Origin of the sequence: Rhodopirellula sp. UBA1907 (assembly GCF_002337565.1) — a bacterium.
Classification (GTDB): Bacteria; Planctomycetota; Planctomycetia; order Pirellulales; family Pirellulaceae; genus Rhodopirellula; species Rhodopirellula europaea.
This window is the reverse complement of sequence record NZ_DDGH01000110.1, coordinates 6810-27502: the sequence shown is the minus strand read 5'-3', so window position 1 is coordinate 27502 and position 20693 is coordinate 6810. Positions and strand designations below refer to the sequence as shown.

General features: G+C 57.1%; 15 protein-coding genes. 14 read left to right on the top strand and 1 reads right to left on the bottom strand.

Features of this window, described 5'->3' with window-relative positions:
- The 5 genes from B2R17_RS27915 to B2R17_RS27895 all read left to right on the top strand — a co-directional run.
- The coding region (locus tag B2R17_RS27915) for a DegT/DnrJ/EryC1/StrS family aminotransferase (protein ID WP_286766590.1) at positions 1–414 on the top strand (414 nt) is incomplete at its 5' end.
- Positions 415–530: 116 nt separating this feature from the next.
- Complete coding sequence (locus B2R17_RS27910; protein WP_286766589.1) at positions 531–2474, top strand: tetratricopeptide repeat protein; 1944 nt, start codon at positions 531–533, stop codon at positions 2472–2474.
- Entirely contained in the window at positions 2471–3520 is a 1050-nt protein-coding gene (locus B2R17_RS27905; RefSeq protein ID WP_286766588.1) for a MotA/TolQ/ExbB proton channel family protein, read from the top strand. Before B2R17_RS27910 ends, B2R17_RS27905 begins: the two co-directional genes overlap by 4 nt.
- Positions 3520–3918: an ExbD/TolR family protein gene (locus B2R17_RS27900; RefSeq protein ID WP_008654761.1), complete on the top strand. Its 399-nt coding sequence runs from the start codon at positions 3520–3522 to the stop codon at positions 3916–3918. The genes B2R17_RS27905 and B2R17_RS27900 overlap by 1 nt, the downstream gene beginning before the upstream one ends.
- A gap of 18 nt (positions 3919–3936) precedes the next feature.
- On the top strand, positions 3937–5847 hold the full coding sequence (locus B2R17_RS27895) for a prenyltransferase/squalene oxidase repeat-containing protein (RefSeq protein ID WP_339888681.1): 1911 nt from the start codon (positions 3937–3939) through the stop codon (positions 5845–5847).
- A 218-nt stretch (positions 5848–6065) separates the two neighbouring features.
- Here B2R17_RS27895 and B2R17_RS27890 read toward each other — a convergent pair whose 3' ends face one another.
- Positions 6066–6470 (bottom strand): helix-turn-helix transcriptional regulator, encoded by a 405-nt coding sequence (locus tag B2R17_RS27890; protein ID WP_286766586.1) that lies wholly within the window; start codon positions 6468–6470, stop codon positions 6066–6068.
- A gap of 307 nt (positions 6471–6777) precedes the next feature.
- Here B2R17_RS27890 and B2R17_RS27885 point away from each other — a divergent pair, with 307 nt between their 5' ends.
- From B2R17_RS27885 to arsJ, 9 genes are all read left to right on the top strand, one after another.
- Positions 6778–8358, top strand: coding sequence for a proton-conducting transporter membrane subunit (locus tag B2R17_RS27885; RefSeq protein ID WP_286766585.1), 1581 nt, complete (start codon positions 6778–6780; stop codon positions 8356–8358).
- A 222-nt stretch (positions 8359–8580) separates the two neighbouring features.
- The gene (locus B2R17_RS27880; RefSeq protein ID WP_286766583.1) at positions 8581–11247 is read left to right on the top strand and encodes a YbcC family protein; all 2667 of its coding nucleotides are present in this window, start codon (positions 8581–8583) and stop codon (positions 11245–11247) included.
- Positions 11248–11445: 198 nt separating this feature from the next.
- Positions 11446–13548, top strand: coding sequence for a peptidase domain-containing ABC transporter (locus tag B2R17_RS27875; protein ID WP_286766582.1), 2103 nt, complete (start codon positions 11446–11448; stop codon positions 13546–13548).
- Between the two features lie 79 nt (positions 13549–13627).
- The gene (locus B2R17_RS27870) at positions 13628–14977 is read left to right on the top strand and encodes an HlyD family secretion protein (RefSeq protein ID WP_286766581.1); all 1350 of its coding nucleotides are present in this window, start codon (positions 13628–13630) and stop codon (positions 14975–14977) included.
- A 62-nt stretch (positions 14978–15039) separates the two neighbouring features.
- Complete coding sequence (locus B2R17_RS27865) at positions 15040–16797, top strand: TolC family protein (RefSeq protein ID WP_008667792.1); 1758 nt, start codon at positions 15040–15042, stop codon at positions 16795–16797.
- Between the two features lie 89 nt (positions 16798–16886).
- Entirely contained in the window at positions 16887–17312 is a 426-nt protein-coding gene (locus B2R17_RS27860; RefSeq protein WP_286766579.1) for a BLUF domain-containing protein, read from the top strand.
- Positions 17313–17778: 466 nt separating this feature from the next.
- Positions 17779–18141, top strand: a complete 363-nt coding sequence (locus B2R17_RS27855) for an ArsR/SmtB family transcription factor (RefSeq protein ID WP_286766578.1) — start codon at positions 17779–17781, stop codon at positions 18139–18141.
- Positions 18142–18154: 13 nt separating this feature from the next.
- The gene (locus B2R17_RS27850) at positions 18155–19171 is read left to right on the top strand and encodes an ArsJ-associated glyceraldehyde-3-phosphate dehydrogenase (protein ID WP_286766577.1); all 1017 of its coding nucleotides are present in this window, start codon (positions 18155–18157) and stop codon (positions 19169–19171) included.
- 47 nt (positions 19172–19218) lie between these two features.
- Positions 19219–20490, top strand: coding sequence for an organoarsenical effux MFS transporter ArsJ (arsJ, locus tag B2R17_RS27845; RefSeq protein WP_286766576.1), 1272 nt, complete (start codon positions 19219–19221; stop codon positions 20488–20490).
- Positions 20491–20693 lie beyond the last annotated feature (203 nt).

Below are 20693 nucleotides of genomic sequence, written 5' to 3'. Positions count from 1 at the left end.
CACCTTGATGCAGCCGTGGAAGCTCGCACGATCAACGCGAATCGCTACACCCGGTTGTTGACCGAAGCCGGTTTGGTGGGTGAAGACCAATTAGGCACGCCATATCATGATCCCAACGCTCGCCACGTGTGGAATCAATACACGTTGCGTGTTCCCGGCGGTCGACGCGACGCACTGCGAGCCCACTTGTCCGAACGCAAGATCGGATCGGAGATCTACTATCCGGTTCCGATGCACCAACAAGAGTGCTTCCAGGACATTCCGTTCCGTCACGACGGTTTGGAACACACCGAAGCGGCCAGTGCCGAAGTGTTGAACCTGCCGATCTTCCCGTCGTTGACCGAAGCGGAACAAATTCGCGTTGTCGACTCGGTGGCATCGTTCTTCCAACAAGCCAACCGCGCCGCGGCTTGATCCAGCCAATATTTTCGAACGGGCGAGTCTCCAAGGTCAGTCGACTATCGGGAACTCGCCCGCTCTTCATGGAACACGGCTCTCTGAATCCCTCATCACGACTTTTCGATTCAGCCATGACTGTGACTCAAAACCAGTCGAACCATTCTCTTTGCCAACCGACAACCCGCTGGAAGTCCATCGGGTTGGTTTGGATGCTGCTTGCAGTATTGGCTCCGACGTTCGCCGCCGCGGACGATTCGGAACTCGCTGCTGCGACCGGTCAACTGTTGCAACAGACGCACGGTGCCCAGTGGGACGACGCGATCGCGACGGCTCGCAAGATCGCGGCCAATGATGGTTCATCGATTCGATCCATCGCCGCTTTGGTTCAACTGGCTCGCCGGTTGGATGCGAGCGGCAACCAAGTTGAAAACGCCGCCGATGTGCACGACATGGCCGCCTATGCTGTGATGCGTTTGCGAGAAAACGATCCAAACTCGCTCAGTGCCGAACAAACCGCCAACCTGTTGCTCAGCGCAGCCAATGGATTGTCGCGATCCGGCCGTCCCACCGACGCCCATCGTTGGCTCGGCGAAGTCAGCCAGCTTGGTGTGACCAGCCCCGAGTGGACGGTGACTTGCATGACCGTTGCATCGGGATTGCTGGATGACGGCCAGCTCGAACTGGCTCAATCGACCTACAACATGGTCATCGACAGCGGCGACAGCCCTCAACTTGCCACGGCACGATTGGGACTAGCGTGGTGCACGGCCATGTCAGGCGAAGACGATCAAGCCGCCCTGACAGCGATCGATCAATTCCTGAAACATCACGGCGACCATGCCGATGTGCCTTCCGCGTTGTTGATGCGGATGTCGTGTCAATTCCGAACGGGGCAATCCGATTCGGCTGATCAAACACTGGAGCAGTTGCTCACTGAACACGCCGATTCCAGTGCGTGTCTGCAAGCGATCGTGTCGCATTGTGGCAATCATCCGCTGCAAGCCTGCGACGGACCGCTGGCCGATCATTTGATCACTCACGCGAAAAGGCTGATCGCGTCACCTCAGTTCACTTCCACGCTGAAACCTTCCGCGATCGGATTGTTGGTGGCCGCTCAGCGAAACGACGCCGATGCTGAGTCGATCTACGCAAACGCCATCGCCACCCGAGACCAAACGGGCGACACCACCGCAGCGATCCTGGAACAACTCACCAGCAACGATCTCGATGCCGACGCACAGCGAATCGCGATGCGATGGATCTCACCCGTTGCATCAAACAAATCAATCAACGGCCAAGACGCCGAACCGATCATCACCGCTGGCGTTCGCGAATCGGCGTGTCGCTGGGCTGGCCGGACATCGAACTGGTCGATTCTCGCCATGGCAGCCAAAGACGAAGAGTCCTTCTTCGATGGCAACGACCAAACCGCGGAACTTCGTGGACGTAATTTGCACGTCGAACGTTTGTTCGCCGAAGCGTTGCTTCAAACCGGTGACGCCAAGTCATCGCTGAAATGGTGGCAACGCATCGTGGACGTGGGCGGGGCCGATGATTTTCCGACCCTTCTTCGACTCGCTGAAACGGCATCGTCATCCGGATCGATCACGGAAGCCGCTCAACGAATCGCCGCTGCTCGAGCCGCGGTTTCACCGACGTCCCCTCAATCGGCATTGGTGAATTTGTTGGCCGCCGATGTGGAGGTCCGACAATTGAACTTTGATCGCGGTCGTTCGCTGCTCGAAAGCGTCGTGAGACTCGGGTCGGCCGATGAAGACGCTCGCGGTCGAGCCCAATGGATGATCGGCGAAACGTACTACATGCAAGATCGATTTGGCGAAGCGATTGACGCGTACCGATTGGTCGAAGGCATCAGCGGCGAAGGCCAATGGACCGCCGCGGCATTGGTGCAAGCCGGGAAGTCGTTTGAACAATTGGGGCGGACACGCGAGGCCGCTGTCTGCTATTCCACCTTGGTGCGTCGCTTTGCGAACAGCCAACATGCGTCCGGAGCCCGCCGCCGATTGGCCGCGTTGTCACCGGACGCCTCCTCTGAATCCCCACTTCGACGATGAATTCACATCGAGACAAGACTCGTCCCAACGCCAACCGCCTGCGTCCAACGCTCGCGGTCGCGTCGCGATTTTTACCGGTCGTCGTGCTGACGGTTGGGTTGTCGATTTGGTCGAACTGGCATGCTTCGGCCATCGCTCAAAACTTCGGCAATCAAGGCTACAGCCAACCGCGAACGAACAACGGCTTTAGCAACAACTACAACGATCCATACGGCGCAGCGGGAAATCAAAACAACTTTGGTGGCGGTCAATACGGAGCGTCCGAACCGGTCGCCCAAATTGCATCTCGCAACACCGGTGGGCTGTCGATCCCGGAAGCACCCGCAACCGATCAGCTGGCCGGTGAAGGTGATCCGGCCGCTGAGTCCGAAGCCGCGTGGGAACCGCCCGCCTTCATCAGCAAAATTGCCGAAGGTGGCATGCTGATGATCCCACTCGCGATCTGCTCGCTGATCGTCTTGGGACTGTCGATGGAACGCCTGATCTCGCTGCGTCGCAGCCGTGTGATCCCCAAACCATTTGTTCGCCGTTTCACCGAGTGTGTCGAAGACGGACAACTCAGCTACGAAGAAGCCACGTCGATCTGTGACGAGTTCGATTGCCCGGTCGCGGAAGTTTTCCATGCCGCGGTTCGTCGTTGGGGACGTCCAATGCTGGAAATCGAACAAGCCGTGATTGACGCGGGCGATCGTGTCGGAGACTCGCTGCGTCGATTCCTGCGAGTCTTCCACGCGATCAGCAACGTGACACCGCTGATCGGATTGTTGGGCACCGTCCTGGGAATGATCCAAGCTTTTGAAACCATCGCGGATCCCAGTGCCGGCGAAAGTGATTTGCTGGCCTCGGGGATCAGCACCGCTCTGATGACAACCGCCGGCGGACTGAGCGTCGCAATTCCGGCTTACCTCGCTTACATGTACTTTGGTGCCAAGTCCGATGGCTACCTTGGCGAGATCGACAAGCTCTGCCAACGAGTGATCGATTGCATCTCCGCCGAAGGGCTCGAGAACGCGGGAAAGGCTCCTCGTAAACGACGGGCAGCCTGATGAAACGCAATCGCGGAACCGAAGACGCGACGATCAACCTGACCCCGATGATCGATGTGGTGTTCTTGTTGGTGATCTTCTTTATGGTCAGCAGCAAGATGGATTCCAACGACAGCGGCGTGCAAGTCAACGTGGCATCGGCCGACATGCAATCACTGGCTCGTACGCCCGATCAACGCATCGTGGAAGTTCGCAGCGATGGTTCGCTGCTGTTGGATGGCACCCCGATGTCATCCGATCAACTCACCGAAACACTGAAACAACAACGTTCGGTCTATCCCGGACTGCAAGTCAGCGTGCGTGGCGACAGCGACAGTTCGCTACACCATGTCGTGAAAGTCATGCGTCAAATTGAGCTCGCCGGCGTGCAAAAAATGGGCGTCAGCGAACGACGCTAACCCTTTTCTGTTTCGCATATGCCAAATGTCTCGACCACGCCGATGATCCCGGTAGCAGGCGTTTCTGAAACGTCGCCGATCGCTTCGTGGGACAATTTGGAAACACTTTGGGCCGACCCCAACATCGTTCGCGGCGTCGCCTTGGTCGCGGTGACGCTTCTAGTCATCACGATCGTTCTGTTTCGCCGCCGCAAAACCAGCGGCCGCGGTGCCGCGATTGTGTGTTTGATTCTGTCAGTCGCGCTGCACGGTGTGCTGATTGTCTACGTGCCCAAACTGTCAGTGTTTTGGTCCGGCGGCGGCCCGGATTCTGATTCATCCGCTGACGCCGGTGCGGCTGACATCGCCGTGTCAATGTTCGATCCCGAGATGCTGGAAACGCTGCAGGAGTCTTCTGAGGCTCCCATCGAATCATCGCCGCTGGCCGCACTCAAGTTGCCCGAGCCCTTGATTCCTGAACGCGAAGTGGAGGCGGAATCGTCCGAACCGCTCGCGGCTGACGATCCCAACATCGAACCTGAATCCGACATCGCACCTCCCGCGGTCGAGATCCCATTGCCATCCATGCCGGCAACGCTTGCGTCGGCAGCGATTCCCACTCAGCCCGCGCCGACGGAGTCCATTGATTCCGAAGCTGTGGCGACCGATGCTCTTGATTCCAGCATCGATGATTGGCTGCAAGCGGCGCTTGCGGAACCAGTCGAGGAACCCGCCGAAGAATCCATCGAGCAGACTTCACCAGAGATGGCTGCACCGCCATCGCAAAGTGGCGAGTACCAAACGGTTCGCTCGACCGATGACGACGCCATAGCAAAAATCGCTTCGGTTCGCCCCGCAACGTCGCTCCCTGATGAACCCTCCGCCGGGACGATCGACGAAGATTTCGCGTCACGAGCTGGTGCGGCCAAGGCTCGAGCCCTGGTTCAAAACGGCGGCGATGCGGACACCGAGGCCGCCGTCGAAGCGGCACTGAAATACCTCGCATCGCAACAACGAAGCGACGGAGCCTGGGATCCAAAGACGACCGGTGCTGGCCAAGAACGCGCACCGCTGGGTTTGCATCGCGGCGGAGCCGGACGCAACGCGGAAACCGCCATCACCGGGCTGGCGTTGCTTTCGATGCTCGGATCCGGACACACTCATCAAGAAGGCGAACATCGCGACACGGTTTATCGCGGTCTCGCATTCCTGCTGTCTCGCCAACGAACGGATGGCTCACTGGCCAGCAACGCGTCCGTCTACGCGGCTCACTACAGCCACGCAATGGCGGGTTTGGCACTCGCCGAGACCGCTGCGATGACCGCTGACCCATCCGCGATGGAAGCCACTCGTCGAGCGGTCGCCTACACCCGTTCGATGCAGCATCCCGTCACCGGTGGATGGCGATACAACCGAGGCGACACGGGCGACCTCAGCCAACTCGGATGGCAAGCGTTGTTGATTGATTCAGCTGATCGATCCGGTGCCGTGCCGCAGAACCGTCGCATGTCCGATGGCATCGCACGCTTTTTGGATTCGGTCCGTCGCGGCCGTTCGGGCGGACAAGCATGCTATCGCCCCGGCGAACCGACTTCGCCAACGATGACCGCCGAAGCACTCGCGACACGATTGTTGATCGGACAAAAGCTTCCCGACGCCACCATTCGCGAAGCCGAGTCGGTGCTGCTGGCCAACTTGCCCGGACAAGGCAACGGCCCCGACAACTATTACTACTGGTACTACGCCACGATGGCGTTGCACCAATTGCAAGACGACGCCTGGGAAACCTGGAATGCCGCGCTCAAACAACGACTGCTCTCCACCCAGCAACCCGATGGATCTTGGTCCGATCAATCATTGTGGGGTGGCTACGGCGGAACCGTCTACACGACGTCGATGGCCACGCTCTGTCTGGAAAGCTACTACCGCCACTCCCGTCGGCCCGAGTGAGGCGTGAAACGGGCATCTTGATGCCGCTTCAGAAAGACGCGGTGTGCGAGATTGATCCGATTTAATTTTCCCGGGCGTGCTGCTACCTCGTCAATATCGAGGTCCCTCCTGCCGACGCGGTTGTAGATGCCCGAAAGTTCCGCAGCGGATCTCCCGCCGAGGCTGAATTCGCCTCGGTAACAACCTCCCGCGATGGGACGTGATCGTCGGTCTTTGAATCAACCGGTTATCAGCTTGAGAAGATCGCCGATGTTTCGGTGCGCTTCGATCGGGTGACGCAACGCTTGGTCAGCCAAGACTTCATAGTGGTTTTTGCGTCCCACTTTTTCTCGCCTGATGAATCCCTCTTCTTCCAAGTCTTGGACGATACGCTGAACCGCTCGTTCGGTAATGCCCACCTCCACCGCGACTTCTCGAAGCACCAGATCCGGTCGGGCGTGCAACGCGATCAACACGTGCGCGTGGTTGGTTAAAAACGTCCACCGGGCACTCGAGCGACGTTCTTCCACCGCGCTGGGATCCAACGACGACTTCTTTTCCACGGTTGGTTTGGCCTCTGGTGCGGTATCGGCCTTGGTTTTTCGTGCGGAACTCCGTCCGCGAGTGACTTTCTTCGCTGCCATTGTTTTGGGGTCCGCCTGGTCCGCGGTTTCCTACGATTTCAAAGTGTTTGAACCAAGCCACTCCTCAGTGAGTCTGGTGATTCCGAATTGTAACATCGAAAACACGTCTTTTTTTTCGCGACATCAAAACCACCCATTTAACTCGCTTTTCACAGCGAAAACGGGCATCGCCCGCCGTCCTGGCGGAAAAACGGGCTCAACCAAGAGCACGAAATGGACGAAAAACAATTGACGACAAGATTGTCGTGCTTTAGGTTTCGTGTCACAGGGTTCATGTCTCACATTCTCGGTTCTGAGGAAGCTCGCGATGTCCGATTGGTTGAACTATTTGCCGATGCTCATTCCAACGGCGCTCGTCGCTGCCGTGTTGGTACCGGACTCGCTCACCCGCCGCCACGTGGTTTCCTGGCGTCAGTGGATCAACGTCGCCGTTGCCTCGCAAGTCGCGGTACTGCTGATCGTGTTCGCCATCCGGTGGTTGATTCCTTCGTTCCATTCAACCGCGGAAGTTCCCTCCAGCAACCTCGTCGTCGCGTCTCCGGTGCTGCTGGATGGTTTGTCGGGCCTGATGTTGCTTCTGGTCGCTTTCATCGGCTGGGTCACCTGCCAATATTCGATCGAGTACTTGGACGGTTCACCTGACCAAGGTCGGTACTATCGCTTCAGTGCGGTGACGATCGGTGCGGTCAGTTGGATGATGATGTCCGGACACTTGGCCGTCTTCGCGGCGGCCTGGATCGCCATGAACCTAGGGCTGCATCAATTGTTGGTGCTCAATCCCGAACAACCCGGTGCCAGACGTGCCGCGTGGACGAAGTTCGCCATCAACCGAGTCGGCGACGCGGCCTTGATCGCTGGGTTCGGGCTGCTGTTCGTCCATTTCGACTCCCCCTACTTGCAAGACATTTTCGCGTCCGCCGTCAACATGTCGGGCGATGCGCAATCCGTTCCGTCAACGCTGGTCGCCGCCGGTGCGTTTTTACTGATCGCGGCCATCATCCAGTCGGTGCAGTTTCCGTTTCACACGTGGTTGCCTGAGACACTCAACAGCCCCACTCCGGTTTCGGCTCTCATGCATGCGGGCATCGTCAACGCGGGCGGCTACTTGGTGATCCGTTTCTCACCGATCTTCGAGTTGTTCCCAACCAACCTGCATGTCTTGGCAATCATCGGATTGTTCACGACCGTGATGGCGGTGGTGGTGATGATGACTCAAACCAGCGTGAAGAAGTCGCTGGCCTATTCAACGATCGCGCAAATGGGATTCATGATGCTGCAGTGCGGATTGGGTGCCTACATCGCGGCCACCGTGCACATCGTTGCTCACTCGCTCTACAAAGCCAACTCGTTTCTACGCTCCGGCAGCGTGGTCAGCGATGCCAAAGCAATGGCCGGTGCCAACGAATGGAAGCAACCGCTGAAGTGGTACGAGACAGCCTTCGCAATCACCACATCCTGCATCCTGTTCGCAATTGTCTCGATCCTTCTGAATGTCTCACCCAACGAGAAGGCCGGCGGTTTGATTCTCGGTGGCATCCTTTGTTTGGCCTTGTCGCACTGGATCGGCGAAGCCATGCAGTCCGGGTCCCAGTGGTTGGTGGCGCAATGCACCGCCATTTCGGGACTGATCTGTTTGCTCTACGTCGGCTGCTTCTTGGCAACGGATGCTTTGATAGCCAGCAGTCTGCCAAGCCCCACGACACCGACCAACAACATCGTCGTGACATTCACGATCGCAGCAGGCTTCCTCGGACTGCTGATCCTGCAGTTGCGAATTCGCTCCGCCAGTGATTCGGCATGGTTCCAAACGCTGCAGGTTCATGCTTCCAACGGATTCTATCTCGACCACTGCATCCGCCGAGTCTTCCGAGGGTCGGCATCAGCGTGATCAGTGTTGCGTGTGAGCGTTTGGGTTGGAACGGAGGCAATCGGTCTGTCGATTCACTGAGCCGATAAGGCGTTAGCCTCGGTTCCATCAACACAGAACCGGGGCCAATCCCCAAACGGCAGATAAAAGCGTTACCAAGCATTCATTCCGACTGCAGATCACCCAGCACATCTCCGCATTTTCCTAAACATCCAAGTCAACCTTTCGCCGAAAGATTCAATCATGAATACGATCGCTCCTGAACAGAAGAAGTCCAGTGTCAACAGCAAACCTTTCAGCGTGTTTGTCCCCGCCGCTTACGAAGATCCACATGTCTATCGACAAGTCGAAGAGTTGCTCGACCAAGTCTGCCAAGTGGTCTCTCCCGTTTGGCCACTGAAGGATTGGATCGCGGTCAATCCATACGCCGGATTGTCCGAACGCTCCTTCCACGAATCACGAGACTACCTGCGAGTCTTCTCGAAGTGCGAGCTGCTTCCATCGATGGATCACTTCGCGGCGCACTATCAATCTGGCGGCTTTGCTGATTCGCACATCGAAGCAGCCCTGTTGGAACTCTCCCCGGGAAAAGATGTCTCGCAAAAAAAGTCCGACGTATTGAATGCCTTGCAAACCAGGCATCACAACAATGATGCCGGAAAGCAAACCACGCCGGAAAAATCATCGCTTCCGCGAATCGCGACCATTGCCGCTCGTCTGTCCGCTCACGGCGAGGTGGACTGGACCGAGATTGTAAAAGACGAAATCGGCAAGCACTGTTCCGCTCACTACGACCAAGGGCAGTCGACGTGGCCGAGCCCGTGGCAAAACCTTCCGCTGTATCAAGCGTGGCGGAACACGGCCAAGATCGATCGAGGGATCGAGATCCTCGGGCTGACCGGATTCCGGAGCTTTGTTGACGGACTGCCACACACGGCCGAAGCAACGATCGTGCATCTGTTGCAACGCCTCAACATCCCAGTCGCCCTCTGGGAAACCTTCCTCTTGGCGCACGCATTCTCGCTTCCGGGATGGAGCGGATGGACCAAGTACCAAGGCTTGCAAACCGATCCGACCGGAAGCGGCCAGTTGCAGTTCGACGACTTCCGCGGCCTGCTCGCCATGTCGCTGGCCTACGACGTTGCCCTTTCCGAAACGTTCTTGTTCGAAGTGAATTGGTCGTCGGTTCTGGATCATCAGAGTTTGTCGCTGATGGATTCCGACAACGATTGTAAATTCGATCGAAAGCTACTGTTGCGAGCGATGGAAATTGCCTACCGAGACGACGTGCTCGCCAAGTTACCCGTGGCCGAATTTGCCGAAAACAAAATTGCCAGTGAAGAATTCGCAGGACAAACATCCGTCGACGAGCAAACCAACTCGTCAACGAAACCTGCCGTGCAAATGGCGTTCTGCATTGACGTTCGATCCGAACGATTCCGACGCCACCTTGAGCAAGTCGACGCATCGGTGGACACGCTCGGTGTCGCCGGTTTCTTTGGCCTGCCCTTTGAGTACGTGCCGCTCGGTCAATCCTCCGGCGACGATCATGCTCCGGTTTTGCTGTCGCCCAAGTTCGCCTTGCGAGAGAAATCATCGCCCTGTGTCGGCGACGGTTCGACATCGCGAAACAACACGGCTGAAAAACAAGCCACGATCAAAACCGGACGGAAACTTTGGAAACGTCTTCAGACCTCCGCTGTCGGATGTTTCTCGTTCGTGGAAACCATCGGCTGGTTCTCAGGATTCAACTTGGCCGCCCGGTTGATGGGCACCAAACTTCGAAGCAACCTGCCAATCAAACTTCCATCGAGTGTTCACGAGAACGCAGCGATCCCGTTGGATCTAGATCACCTCGTCGAGCAAGGCATCGGATTGGATCAACAAACCGATCTGGTGGAAGGTCTTCTCAACAGCATGGGAGTGAGCGACGACTTGGCTCCGCTGGTTGTCCTGTGTGGACATGGATGCCAGACCGAAAACAACGCCATGGCCGCCGGGTTGGACTGTGGAGCGTGCGGTGGTCACTCGGGAGCTCCCAACGCTCGACTGGCCGCGATTCTGCTCAACGACCGACGAATTCAAAAACGGTTGGCGGATCGCGGGATCGAGATCCCTGCAGAGACTCACTTCATCGCCGCGTGGCACAACACCACCACGGACCAAATTGAATGGTTGGATTTGGAAACGGTTCCCGCTTCGCACCGACCTCGAGTCGTTGATCTCCAAAACGTTGCCGATGCCGCGAGTCACCTGACTCGAGAAGAGCGGTTGCCGCTGCTCAACGAAAGCAGCCCCGAATCGCTGATTTCGCGAGCGTCCGATTGGTCGCAAACGCGTCCCGAATGGGGATTGGCGGGCAATGCCAGCATGCTGATCGGCCCTCGAGAAATGACCCGCGGGCGATCGCTCGACGGACGGGCCTTCCTTCACAGCTACAATCAAGCAACCGATCCGAAGGGGGCCGTGCTGGAATCCATCCTCACCGCTCCGATGGTCGTGGCCCACTGGATCAACATGCAATACTACGCCTCCACCGTCGACCCAAACCATTTCGGCGGCGGATGCAAAACCATCCACAACGTCGTCGGGCAATTTGGCGTCCTGTCGGGTAACGGCGGCGATCTGCAAACCGGTTTGCCCAACCAATCACTCGGTTGCGGCCTAAAGATGCAGCATGTTCCGCTGCGTCTTCAAACCGTCGTGGTTGCCAGCCGGGAATCGATCGACCGGGTCATTGCCAAACATGCCAACATTCGTAATTTGCTGCAAAACGGCTGGGTGCACATGGTCGCGATCGACTCCGGTCAGAAGTACCGCTACCACTCGGACGGATCTTGGGTTCAACTGCGGACTGAGAACACGTCCCGGGCCGAGAGCGAATGGCAAGTCGTCGGCGGCACGTGCTGAATCGGCCTGCTGCAGTGGCACAACGGGCTGGTTCCCACGGATCGGCGAACCAGACGATGTCCGCCTTCAATCGAAACCCAGTCCTGGAAAACCACGCTTTGTGAATGGCGTGGTTTGCCCACCGAAAAACGATCCCCTCGCGACGTTTGACCTCGTGAGTTTCGCTCCCCGACATTCGATTGCCCCTTTTTGACTCGCATGGATTCACCCCAATTTTCTGACGCGATTGCTCCGGATGACCAGGCGATATTGCGGGCGCTTACTCGAATTGGGCAAAGCCTCGGGCTGCCGGTCGATCTGGCCGACGTGTTGTCCAACGATTCGATGCCCGAGGACGAGGACCCGTTGTGGGTGCTGCAAACCAGCGCCATGCAATGCGGCATCGTGCTGGACGAAACCCACCTGCACTCAGGTTCCGAGGCGTTTGGATTTCTCGCCGAAGGCAACCCCATCGTGTTGGCCTACGACGACGGAACGTTACGAGTCCTTGAGAAAGCGAACTGGCGATCGGTCGAGATGTTCTCGACGAACGACCAATTCAACTCGAAGGTGATCAGCCAACATCGGCTCAGCCAGCTGTTCACGACGTCGCCCGCGCCTCGCATGTTGATCGCTCGCAAGCAATTCGAATGCGATTCGATCTCGGTCACCTCGCATGGGCATGCCGGTCATCACGAACACCCGACGCCACTGCGTCGTTTCATCTCGTTGTTGAATCTCGACCGCCGCGACATCTGGATGGTCGTGCTGTTCGCGCTCGTCGCGGGTGTCTTGGCTCTCGCAACGCCGCTCGCGGTGGAATCCTTGGTCAACGTGGTCAGCTGGGGCACCCAGTTCCAACCGCTGATCATTTTGGGAATGATGCTGCTGACCTGTCTTTCGATCGCCGGGGTGCTGCGAGTGTTGCAAACCGTCGTCGTGGAAATCATCCAGCGTCGTCAGTTCGTCCGCATTGCCAGCGATCTGGCCCACCGGTTCCCGCGAGCCAACCAGGAACATCTTCGCGGCGAATGCCCGCGCGAACTTGCCAACCGTTTCTTTGACATCATGACGATTCAAAAAGCGACCGCGGTGCTGTTGCTCGATGGCGTCTCGATTGTTCTGACGACCGTGTTGGGGATGATCGTCTTGGCGTTCTACCATCCGTTCCTTCTTGGGTTCGACATCGTGCTGGTCATCGCGATGGTCTCGATCATTTGGTTGCTGGGACGAAACGGCATTCGAACGTCGATCGAAGAATCGATTGCCAAGTATCGCGTCGCACACTGGTTGCAAGACGTCATTGCTCAGCCGTCGGTGTTCAAAACCAGTGGCGGCGAAGGCCTTGCCATCCAACGCACCGACCGTCTGACCGCGGACTACATCGCCGCTCGCCAGCGACAATTTCGCGTCGTCATTCGGCAAGTCGGATTTGCCATCGCGGTTCAAACACTCGCCTCGACCGCCGTGTTGGCTCTCGGTGGTTGGCTGGTGATTGGCGGAGCGTTGACGTTGGGGCAATTGGTCGCCAGCGAACTGATCGTGACCGTCGTCGTTGGTGCGTTTGCAAAAGCGGGCAAGTCGCTCGAGAAGTTCTATGACTTGATGGCCGGCATCGACAAAGTCGGTCACTTGGTCGACGTCCCCGCGGATCAAAAGATCGAACTGGGACCGACGGAAGACGGTCCGGCCAAGGTTTCTTGGTCGAACCTCGCGTTCCGTGGCACGGCTTGGTCCTCGAAGATCCCCGCCGAAACGATCCAGCCCGGCGAACGAGTCGCGATCACCGGCGACGACATCAGCGGCCGTTCGTGCTTGGCCCGTTCCATTGCTGGATTGATGGACGTTCCCGAGGGACTGATTCAAATTTGCGGCATCGAAGCCGCCCAGGCCGCCGCATCGGGAGCCGGCAAACTGGTCAGCTACGCCGGAACTCGAGACGTTTTCCACGGCACCGTTCGCGAAAACATCGACTTGGGCCGCCGCGGGATCGGGCAACACCGCGTTCGCGAGGTGACCGGCCAAGTCGGTTTGACGGCCACGATCGAGCAACTCGGAAACGGCCTTCAGACATCGCTGCAAACCGGTGGTTACCCGTTGTCGCAAGAACAAGTGCTGCGGTTGCTGATCGCTCGAGCATTGGCGGTTCGGCCCAAGCTCTTGGTCATCGACGGGTTGCTGGACCAACTCGACGCGACGGTCCGCGAATCGTTGTGGCAACACATCGCACCGGAGAACCCCGATTGGACTTTGCTCGTCTTTACCAATCGGATGGACATCGCCGAACGCTGCGACCAAACCCTGTTCATCCGCCGCCAATGATTCGTTCGCACTGCTCATCTGACAAACACTTCACGCACGAATGTTTTGAATCACTGATCCATTCACCCCACACCAACTCATGATTCACAATCTTCATTCAACCGACGACTTCGCATCGATGCAATTGGTCCGCACCGGCAACTGGATTCGATTCGTTGGCAAAATCACGTTCCTCTGCCTTTTGCTCTCAATCATCGCGATGGTCTTTGTGCCGTGGCAACAAACCGCTCGAGGCATCGGCACGGTTGTTGCCGTCGATCCTCAACAACGCCCGCAACCGGTCCGTAGTCCTTCCAAGGGCGTCGTTAAATACGTGAAAGAGGGTCTACGTGAAGGAAGCTACGTCGAACAAGACGAACTGTTGGTGCGACTGGCACCGTTTGCCGAAGACGGCGTTTCTCAAGTCGACACTCAAATAATCGCCATGGAATCGAAAAAAGCCTCGGCACAGTCCGGACTGGAAGTCGCCGAGCAAGCTGTTGATTTGCAAGAAAATGGTGGAAAACGCTTGACCGAATCGTTGAAACAGGATTTGGAAGCGGCTAAGCAGAAGTGGGAACAGGCCAAAAACGAGGTCACCGCGATGGAGGCGGAGCTGCAGGACAAACGCAATCAACTACGAATCGCAGAAGAAGTCTCCGAGAGGGGCTTGGTCTCTCGGGAAGAATTGTTCAGCAAGCGACAAGCCGCTGAATCGCAAGCAGCAAAGGTCGACAAGGCGCAGAATGCGGTGCACGAAATGTCTGCTGCTTTGATTTCTAAAGAAGAAGAGATCGAAGCCAAAATGCAGGATATCGCGATCAAAAATCGCGAAGCCGAGAACAAGGTGCTGGATGCGATGCAAAAAATCAACACGATCGAAAAGGAGATCTTAGATCTTCGCAACAAACGAGACGAGATGGACCGTTTGGAAATTCGTGCCCCTCGGTCGGGCCGAATCCAGGAGTGGTACGGCCTCGAAGGCAGTGACACGATCAAGGAGGGCGACCAGCTGTTCGTTATCGTTCCGGACACGGACGAGTTGGCCGTCGAAATGAGAGTCAGCGGCAATGACATGCCATTGATCCACGAAGGAGACCCGGTTCGCCTGCAGTTTGAAGGTTGGCCCGCAGTTCAGTTCGTCGGCTGGCCGTCCGTCGCGGTCGGCACGTTTGGCGGTAAAGTCAACCGAGTCTTCCCGACCGACGACGGCAAAGGAAACTTTCGCGTGCTGGTGACCCCGGATAATCATTTTGATCGGGAGAATGGTTGGCCTGATGACCGATATCTCAGACAGGGCGTCCGCGCAAATGGATGGGTGCTTTTGAACCGTGTACCGCTGGGCCGAGAGATATGGCGTCAACTAAATGGATTCCCGCCGGTCGTTGCCGACCAGGAACCCGAGAAGTCAAAAGAGAAAGCGTCCAAGGTCAAACTGCCCAAGGCTTAAAGTCCGCCCGTGCGGCAAACTTTGACCACGCCGCAAACTTTACCAACGATTTCGCCGCACCCGTGGCCAAGTCGACGCGGTCTTCACGCCGAAATCGGTTCGCCGTTGCACTGTTTGCGTTGCTGGCTTCGTCGCCGTTTGTAGCGACCAATCCGGTCCACGCTGACGATCCATCCGCGCCAGCGATGATCGAATCCGACTCGTTGTCGTTCAAGCAATTTCTCACCGTCGCACAAAATGACGATGCGGATCCGCTGGTGGAAACCACGGCGGAGCAACTTCCCGAATCGGTCGCACCAACCGGTGAAGAAACAACCGCCGCGGACACGGCAACGACCAAGGAGGACGCGCTTGTTCTGGCCGACGTCATCGCCAGCGTTTATCGGTCGTACCCCGAGATCATCCAGGCTCGCCAGCAGGCCGGATTGACCAGCGGCGAACTCATGTCCGCTCGCGGTGCCTATGACGTCAAGTTCAACGCGTATTCCTTGTCGGAACCCACCGGCTACTACGAGAACTATCGCAACGGTTTGAAACTCGCACGCCAGACTTGGTGGGGCGGTTACGTCGAAGCCGGCTATCGCGTTGGACGTGGCTTCTATCAACCTTGGTACAAAGAACGCCAAACCGATGACGCAGGCGAATTCAAAGCCTCCATCATCCAGCCTCTATTGCAAGGTCGCGCGATCGATCCACAACGCGTTGCCGTCTTCCAAGCTTCACTGGCGCGGCAAGCCGTCGGGCCAACGATCCAGCAAACGTTGTTGCAAATCTCTCTCGACGCCACTACGAACTACTGGCAATGGGTCGCCGCCGGATCGTCGCTGCAAGCTCAGCAAGAGTTGCTGAAGTTGGCTGAAGAACGTGGCAAGCAATACGAAGCCGGTGTCGAAGCGGGCAAGTTCGCCGAGATTGATTTGATCCTCAACCAACAACTCATCGCCGAACGTTCGGCCAAGGTTTTGGAAACGGAACGCAAGTACCGAGAGACCGCGTTCAAGTTGGGGCTGTTCCTTCGCGATAATGCCGGGCAACCAATCGTTCCCGAAGACCAATGGATTCCCCAAAAGTTTCCCGCGATTCAGCCGCCGCCGCCCGGTGACTTCCAATCAGACCTCGCCGCCGCGCTTTCGCGACGCCCCGAACCACAGATCTTGCAGTATCAAATTCGCGGCATCCAGCTCGATCGACAGCTCGCTTGCAATGAGATGCTCCCGCGATTCGACTTCATCGCCGAAGCCTCGCAGGACATGGGCGAACCAGCGACCAAGTCCGACGACAAGGGCGAATTTGAATTGGTGATCGGCTTCACCAGCGAAGTCCCGATCCAACGTCGCAAGGCACGTGGCAAAGTTCAATCGACAACGGCCAAGATCGCACAAACGAACCAGAAACTTCGCTTGGTTCGTGACAAAATCGGGGTCGAGCTGCAAACCGCCTACAACGCGTTGACGTTGTCCGGTCAAATCGTCGAGCAATCCGAAGCGTCGTTGCGAGCCAGCATCGACACACTCGATCGTTACCGTTTCGCGTTTGAACGCGGTAAAATCGATCTGATCTATTTGAACTTGTTGGAAACGAAAGCCAACGAGACGGAGATCAAGTTGATCGAGGCCCAACAAAGCTGGTTCGAAGCACTCGCTCAAATGCAAATCGCACTTGGGTTGGACCCACTTGAACAAGCAATGACGGTGTCGGCTTTGCCGCCGAGTGAATTGCCAACCTCGCTGGATCTTCAAGATTTTGAAAGTGCCCGGTCCGACGACCGTTTGAAAGATTGGGAACTTCACGAAGCCAACGCACTTCGTGATGCGGAGTGACCCAAACGCGGAACCGCCCACTCCGCTCCTGTCCTATTCAATGCTGATCGAACTGATCAGCGCAACGAAGCTGAGGCCAAGAGAAAACCATGTTGACTGAATTGGTTTATTGCAGTGTGGCAACCCAAGCGATGTCGGTCGAAGAACTCGACAGCTTGCTGGAACAATCTCGAGAGAACAATGCCCGGCTGAATGTGACGGGCATCCTGTTGCACAGCGGAAAGACTCGCGAGTTCATGCAACTGCTGGAAGGTGAGCGAGAGATCATCGAAAAGTTGATGCAAGTCATCGCGAACGATGAACGCCACACATGTGTCGACATGATGTACCACGATCGAATCGAATCGCGAAACTTCGAAGACTGGTCAATGGCTTTCAGGCTGTTCGATGACTTGGACCCCAAGCTGATCGAAGGCTACACCACGTTCAACGCCAACGCGTTGCCTCCCGCATTGCTGAATGGACGCAACAGCCGAGCGCGTTCGATCATGAAGTCCCTCAGCCAAAACCTCTGAGAGCACCAGCCCAGCGTTGAGCGGGTGATTGATTTGGCTGTTGACCTTTCCTGTCGGCCGTGTGGGCTTTGGCCCTGATTCTTGTGAACTCAGGCCGATTCTGGGCCTTCCGTAGTAGGTCGGTTTGCGCAAGTCTTATCCCGAAGGGATTGCAGGTATTAGCCGGTGGTTTGATCGCAGTGAACACCATCGGATACATCTCTGGCAACTCCCGACCCTGAAAGGGTCGTAGATTCTTCGGCCCTATCAGGGTCGGTGTGAGTTCTTCGTTTCCGGGGGGACGCTGATACGCAGCAACCCTCGGCTACCATCTAACATCCCTTCCGGGATGAAGAAACACAGACAAAAACATGCTTTCGCGATCAGATCGCCGCACTTTGCACCTCCGCAAATGCCCCGTCCGCCATACAAATTCTTCCGCCCAATTGGGTGGACAAAAACCAGACTCTTCGATATTTTGATAACCATGGAAATAAAAGAAGCCGTCGTGGCACTTTCCGCCCTCGCACAGGAATCTCGTTTGGCTGTCTTTCGTTTGCTCGTCAAAGCGGGTGACGATGGGTACGCGGCAGGGGAAATCGCCAAGAAATTGGACATCTCCTCGGCCACGTTGTCGTTTCACCTCAAAGAGCTCGCTCGCGCGGGCTTGGTGAATTCGCGAAAAGACGGGCGTTCGATCATCTACTCGTTGAACTCGCAGGGCATCAATTGCCTGATGGGTTTCTTGATCGAGGATTGCTGCCAGGGGCGACCGGAACTGTGCATCACGACGGAGTGCTGTGACAAACCACCTCCGGCCAAACAGCCCCCCAAATCCCCCGACGAATAAGAAAGCAAATCGAATGACGATTCGTGTTGGTATCAATGGTTTTGGCCGCATGGGCCGACTCGGGATGCGTGCCGCATGGGACTTCCCCGAATTCGAAATCGTCCACCTCAACGAACTCAAAGGAGACGCGGAAACGTGTGCTCACTTGCTCGAGTTCGACACCGTTCACGGACGCTGGGATCACCACATCGACTCGGATGACAAGTCGATCACCGTGGACGGCAAGTCCATCTCGGTTAGCTCCGAAGCCAGCCCCGAGCAGGTGCCATGGAAAGACCTGGGCGTTGACATCGTGGTCGAATCCTCCGGGAAATTCCGCACGCCCGAGACACTGAATCCCTACTTCGAACATGGTGTCCGCAAGGTCGTGGTGGCGGCGCCGGTCAAAGACGGGGCACTCAATGTTGTGATGGGATGCAACGATCATCTCTACGACCCGCAAACCAACCACATCGTCACGGCAGCGTCCTGCACGACGAACTGCTTGGCACCAGTCGTCAAAGTCATCCATGAAAACATCGGCATCCAACACGGCGTGATCACCACGCTGCACGATGTGACCAACACGCAAGTCGTGGTCGACGCTCCGCACAAAGACCTCCGGCGGGCACGCTCTTGCCTGAACTCGTTGATCCCAACCACGACGGGATCCGCGAAAGCGATCACGATGATCTACCCGGAACTGCAGGGCAAACTGAACGGGCTCGCCGTGCGAATCCCGCTTCTCAATGCGTCGCTGACGGACTGCGTTTTTGAGGTCAAAAAGAAAACCAGCGTCGAAGAAGTCAACGAGCTGCTCAAGTCCGCCGCGGCAGATTCCTTGAAAGGCATCCTCGGGTTTGAAGAGAAGCCACTCGTCTCGGCCGACTACGTCAACGACATCCGCTCGGGAATCGTCGATGGGCCATCGACCATGGTGGTCAACGACACACAAGTCAAAATTCTCGCTTGGTATGACAACGAGGTTGGCTACGCGAACCGCATGATGGAATTGGTCAAAAAGGTCGCCACCACACTTCCTGCCGCCTAGTCACACGTGATCTGTCATCCCCTTTCATCGCATCCAGAATGAGTTCGATGGACGTTCGCAATTACTCTCTCGTCACCGCCGCGTACTGGGGATTCACGCTCAGCGACGGTGCGCTCCGCATGCTCGTGCTGCTGTACTTTCACCAGCTCGGTTACACGCCCGTCAGTCTCGCGTTTTTGTTTCTGCTGTACGAATTCTGCGGCATTCTCACCAACCTGTTCGGTGGCTGGATCGGTTCCCGCATGGGCCTTCGAATCACCCTGTACGCCGGGCTGGCGATCCAGGTGTTCGCATTGGTCATGCTGTCGTTGGTTCAGCCCACTTGGGCGACGGGGTTCTCGGTCGCCTACGTGATGGCCAGCCAAGCGCTGTCGGGAATCGCCAAGGACCTCACCAAGATGAGTTCCAAGAGCGCCGTCAAACTGTTGGTCAAAGGCGACAACGAAGCGGAGAACCAAACCGCACTTTTCAAATGGGTCGCGGTCCTGACCGGATCCAAGAACGCCCTCAAAGGCCTGGGCTTCCTGCTCGGCGGAGTCTTGCTGAGCAGCCTTGGTTTTGCCGCGTCGTTGTGGGCGATGGCCACGGTATTGGCCATCATTCTGATCTGCGCCGTCTTCATGTTGGACGCTGACATGGGGCGAACCAAAGCGAAAACCAAATTCACACAGCTTTTCGCGAAGAGCCGTGAAGTCAACGTGCTGTCGATCGCCCGGTTCTTCCTGTTCAGTTCCCGCGATGTCTGGTTCGTCGTCGGACTGCCGATCTTCCTCGCTTCGCAACTGAACTGGGGATTCGCCGGCGTGGGTGCGTTCTTGGCGGCATGGGTGATCGGCTACGGGGGTGTCCAAGCGTTCGCGCCCAAGTTGATCCGCAAGAGCGGCGGCGTCGAAACCAAAGCCCGTGCGGCACAGATTTGGGGATTCGCTCTGACGGTTGTTTCCGCGGCGATGGCTGCTGCGATTCAAGTCGACTTCCATCCAACAGCCACCATCCTGATCGGACTGGCGATGTTCGGAGTCGTCTTCGCGGTCAACTCATCCGTCCATTCGTATCTGATTCTTGCCTACACCGATTCAGATCAAGTCGCTTTGAACGTGGGTTTCTACTACATGGCCAACGCTTGCGGACGCCTGGTTGGAACGCTGCTATCGGGCGTCGTGTATTTGTACGCGGGACTGCCTGGCTGTCTGTGGACATCCACCGCGTTGGTCGTCGCCGCCCTCGTTTCCACGTTGTGGTTGCCAACCCAATCGGTCGAGCACGCGACAACCGGTGAAGCCAACGAAGAAGCCACGATCAACATCGCCAACGCCTGAGCGACGGAATTACCGGCTGTCCATCTATTAGCCGTCTTGGCGTTAGCCACGGTTCCACCACGGCTAAAACAGCCGGGCTCCCTCGCCCCGCTTCGGAGGCCGTGCAGTTTTCTGATACCGCTTTTCGGCAGATTCCTATCTGGCGTACCTCTCCTGAAACGAAGTTTGGGGAGAGCGACCTACTAGGTCGAGCGACGCCGTTC

Coding starts and splice junctions, on each gene's coding strand:
- B2R17_RS27870 (WP_286766581.1), top strand. CDS start 13,628: ATGATTCACAATCTTCATTCAACCGACGACTTCGCATCGATGCAATTG.
- B2R17_RS27855 (WP_286766578.1), top strand. CDS start 17,779: ATGGAAATAAAAGAAGCCGTCGTGGCACTTTCCGCCCTCGCACAGGAA.
- B2R17_RS27895 (WP_339888681.1), top strand. CDS start 3,937: ATGCCAAATGTCTCGACCACGCCGATGATCCCGGTAGCAGGCGTTTCT.
- B2R17_RS27875 (WP_286766582.1), top strand. CDS start 11,446: ATGGATTCACCCCAATTTTCTGACGCGATTGCTCCGGATGACCAGGCG.
- B2R17_RS27850 (WP_286766577.1), top strand. CDS start 18,155: ATGACGATTCGTGTTGGTATCAATGGTTTTGGCCGCATGGGCCGACTC.
- B2R17_RS27910 (WP_286766589.1), top strand. CDS start 531: ATGACTGTGACTCAAAACCAGTCGAACCATTCTCTTTGCCAACCGACA.
- B2R17_RS27890 (WP_286766586.1), bottom strand. CDS start 6,470: ATGGCAGCGAAGAAAGTCACTCGCGGACGGAGTTCCGCACGAAAAACC.
- B2R17_RS27880 (WP_286766583.1), top strand. CDS start 8,581: ATGAATACGATCGCTCCTGAACAGAAGAAGTCCAGTGTCAACAGCAAA.
- arsJ (WP_286766576.1), top strand. CDS start 19,219: ATGGACGTTCGCAATTACTCTCTCGTCACCGCCGCGTACTGGGGATTC.
- B2R17_RS27885 (WP_286766585.1), top strand. CDS start 6,778: ATGTCCGATTGGTTGAACTATTTGCCGATGCTCATTCCAACGGCGCTC.
- B2R17_RS27900 (WP_008654761.1), top strand. CDS start 3,520: ATGAAACGCAATCGCGGAACCGAAGACGCGACGATCAACCTGACCCCG.
- B2R17_RS27905 (WP_286766588.1), top strand. CDS start 2,471: ATGAATTCACATCGAGACAAGACTCGTCCCAACGCCAACCGCCTGCGT.
- B2R17_RS27860 (WP_286766579.1), top strand. CDS start 16,887: ATGTTGACTGAATTGGTTTATTGCAGTGTGGCAACCCAAGCGATGTCG.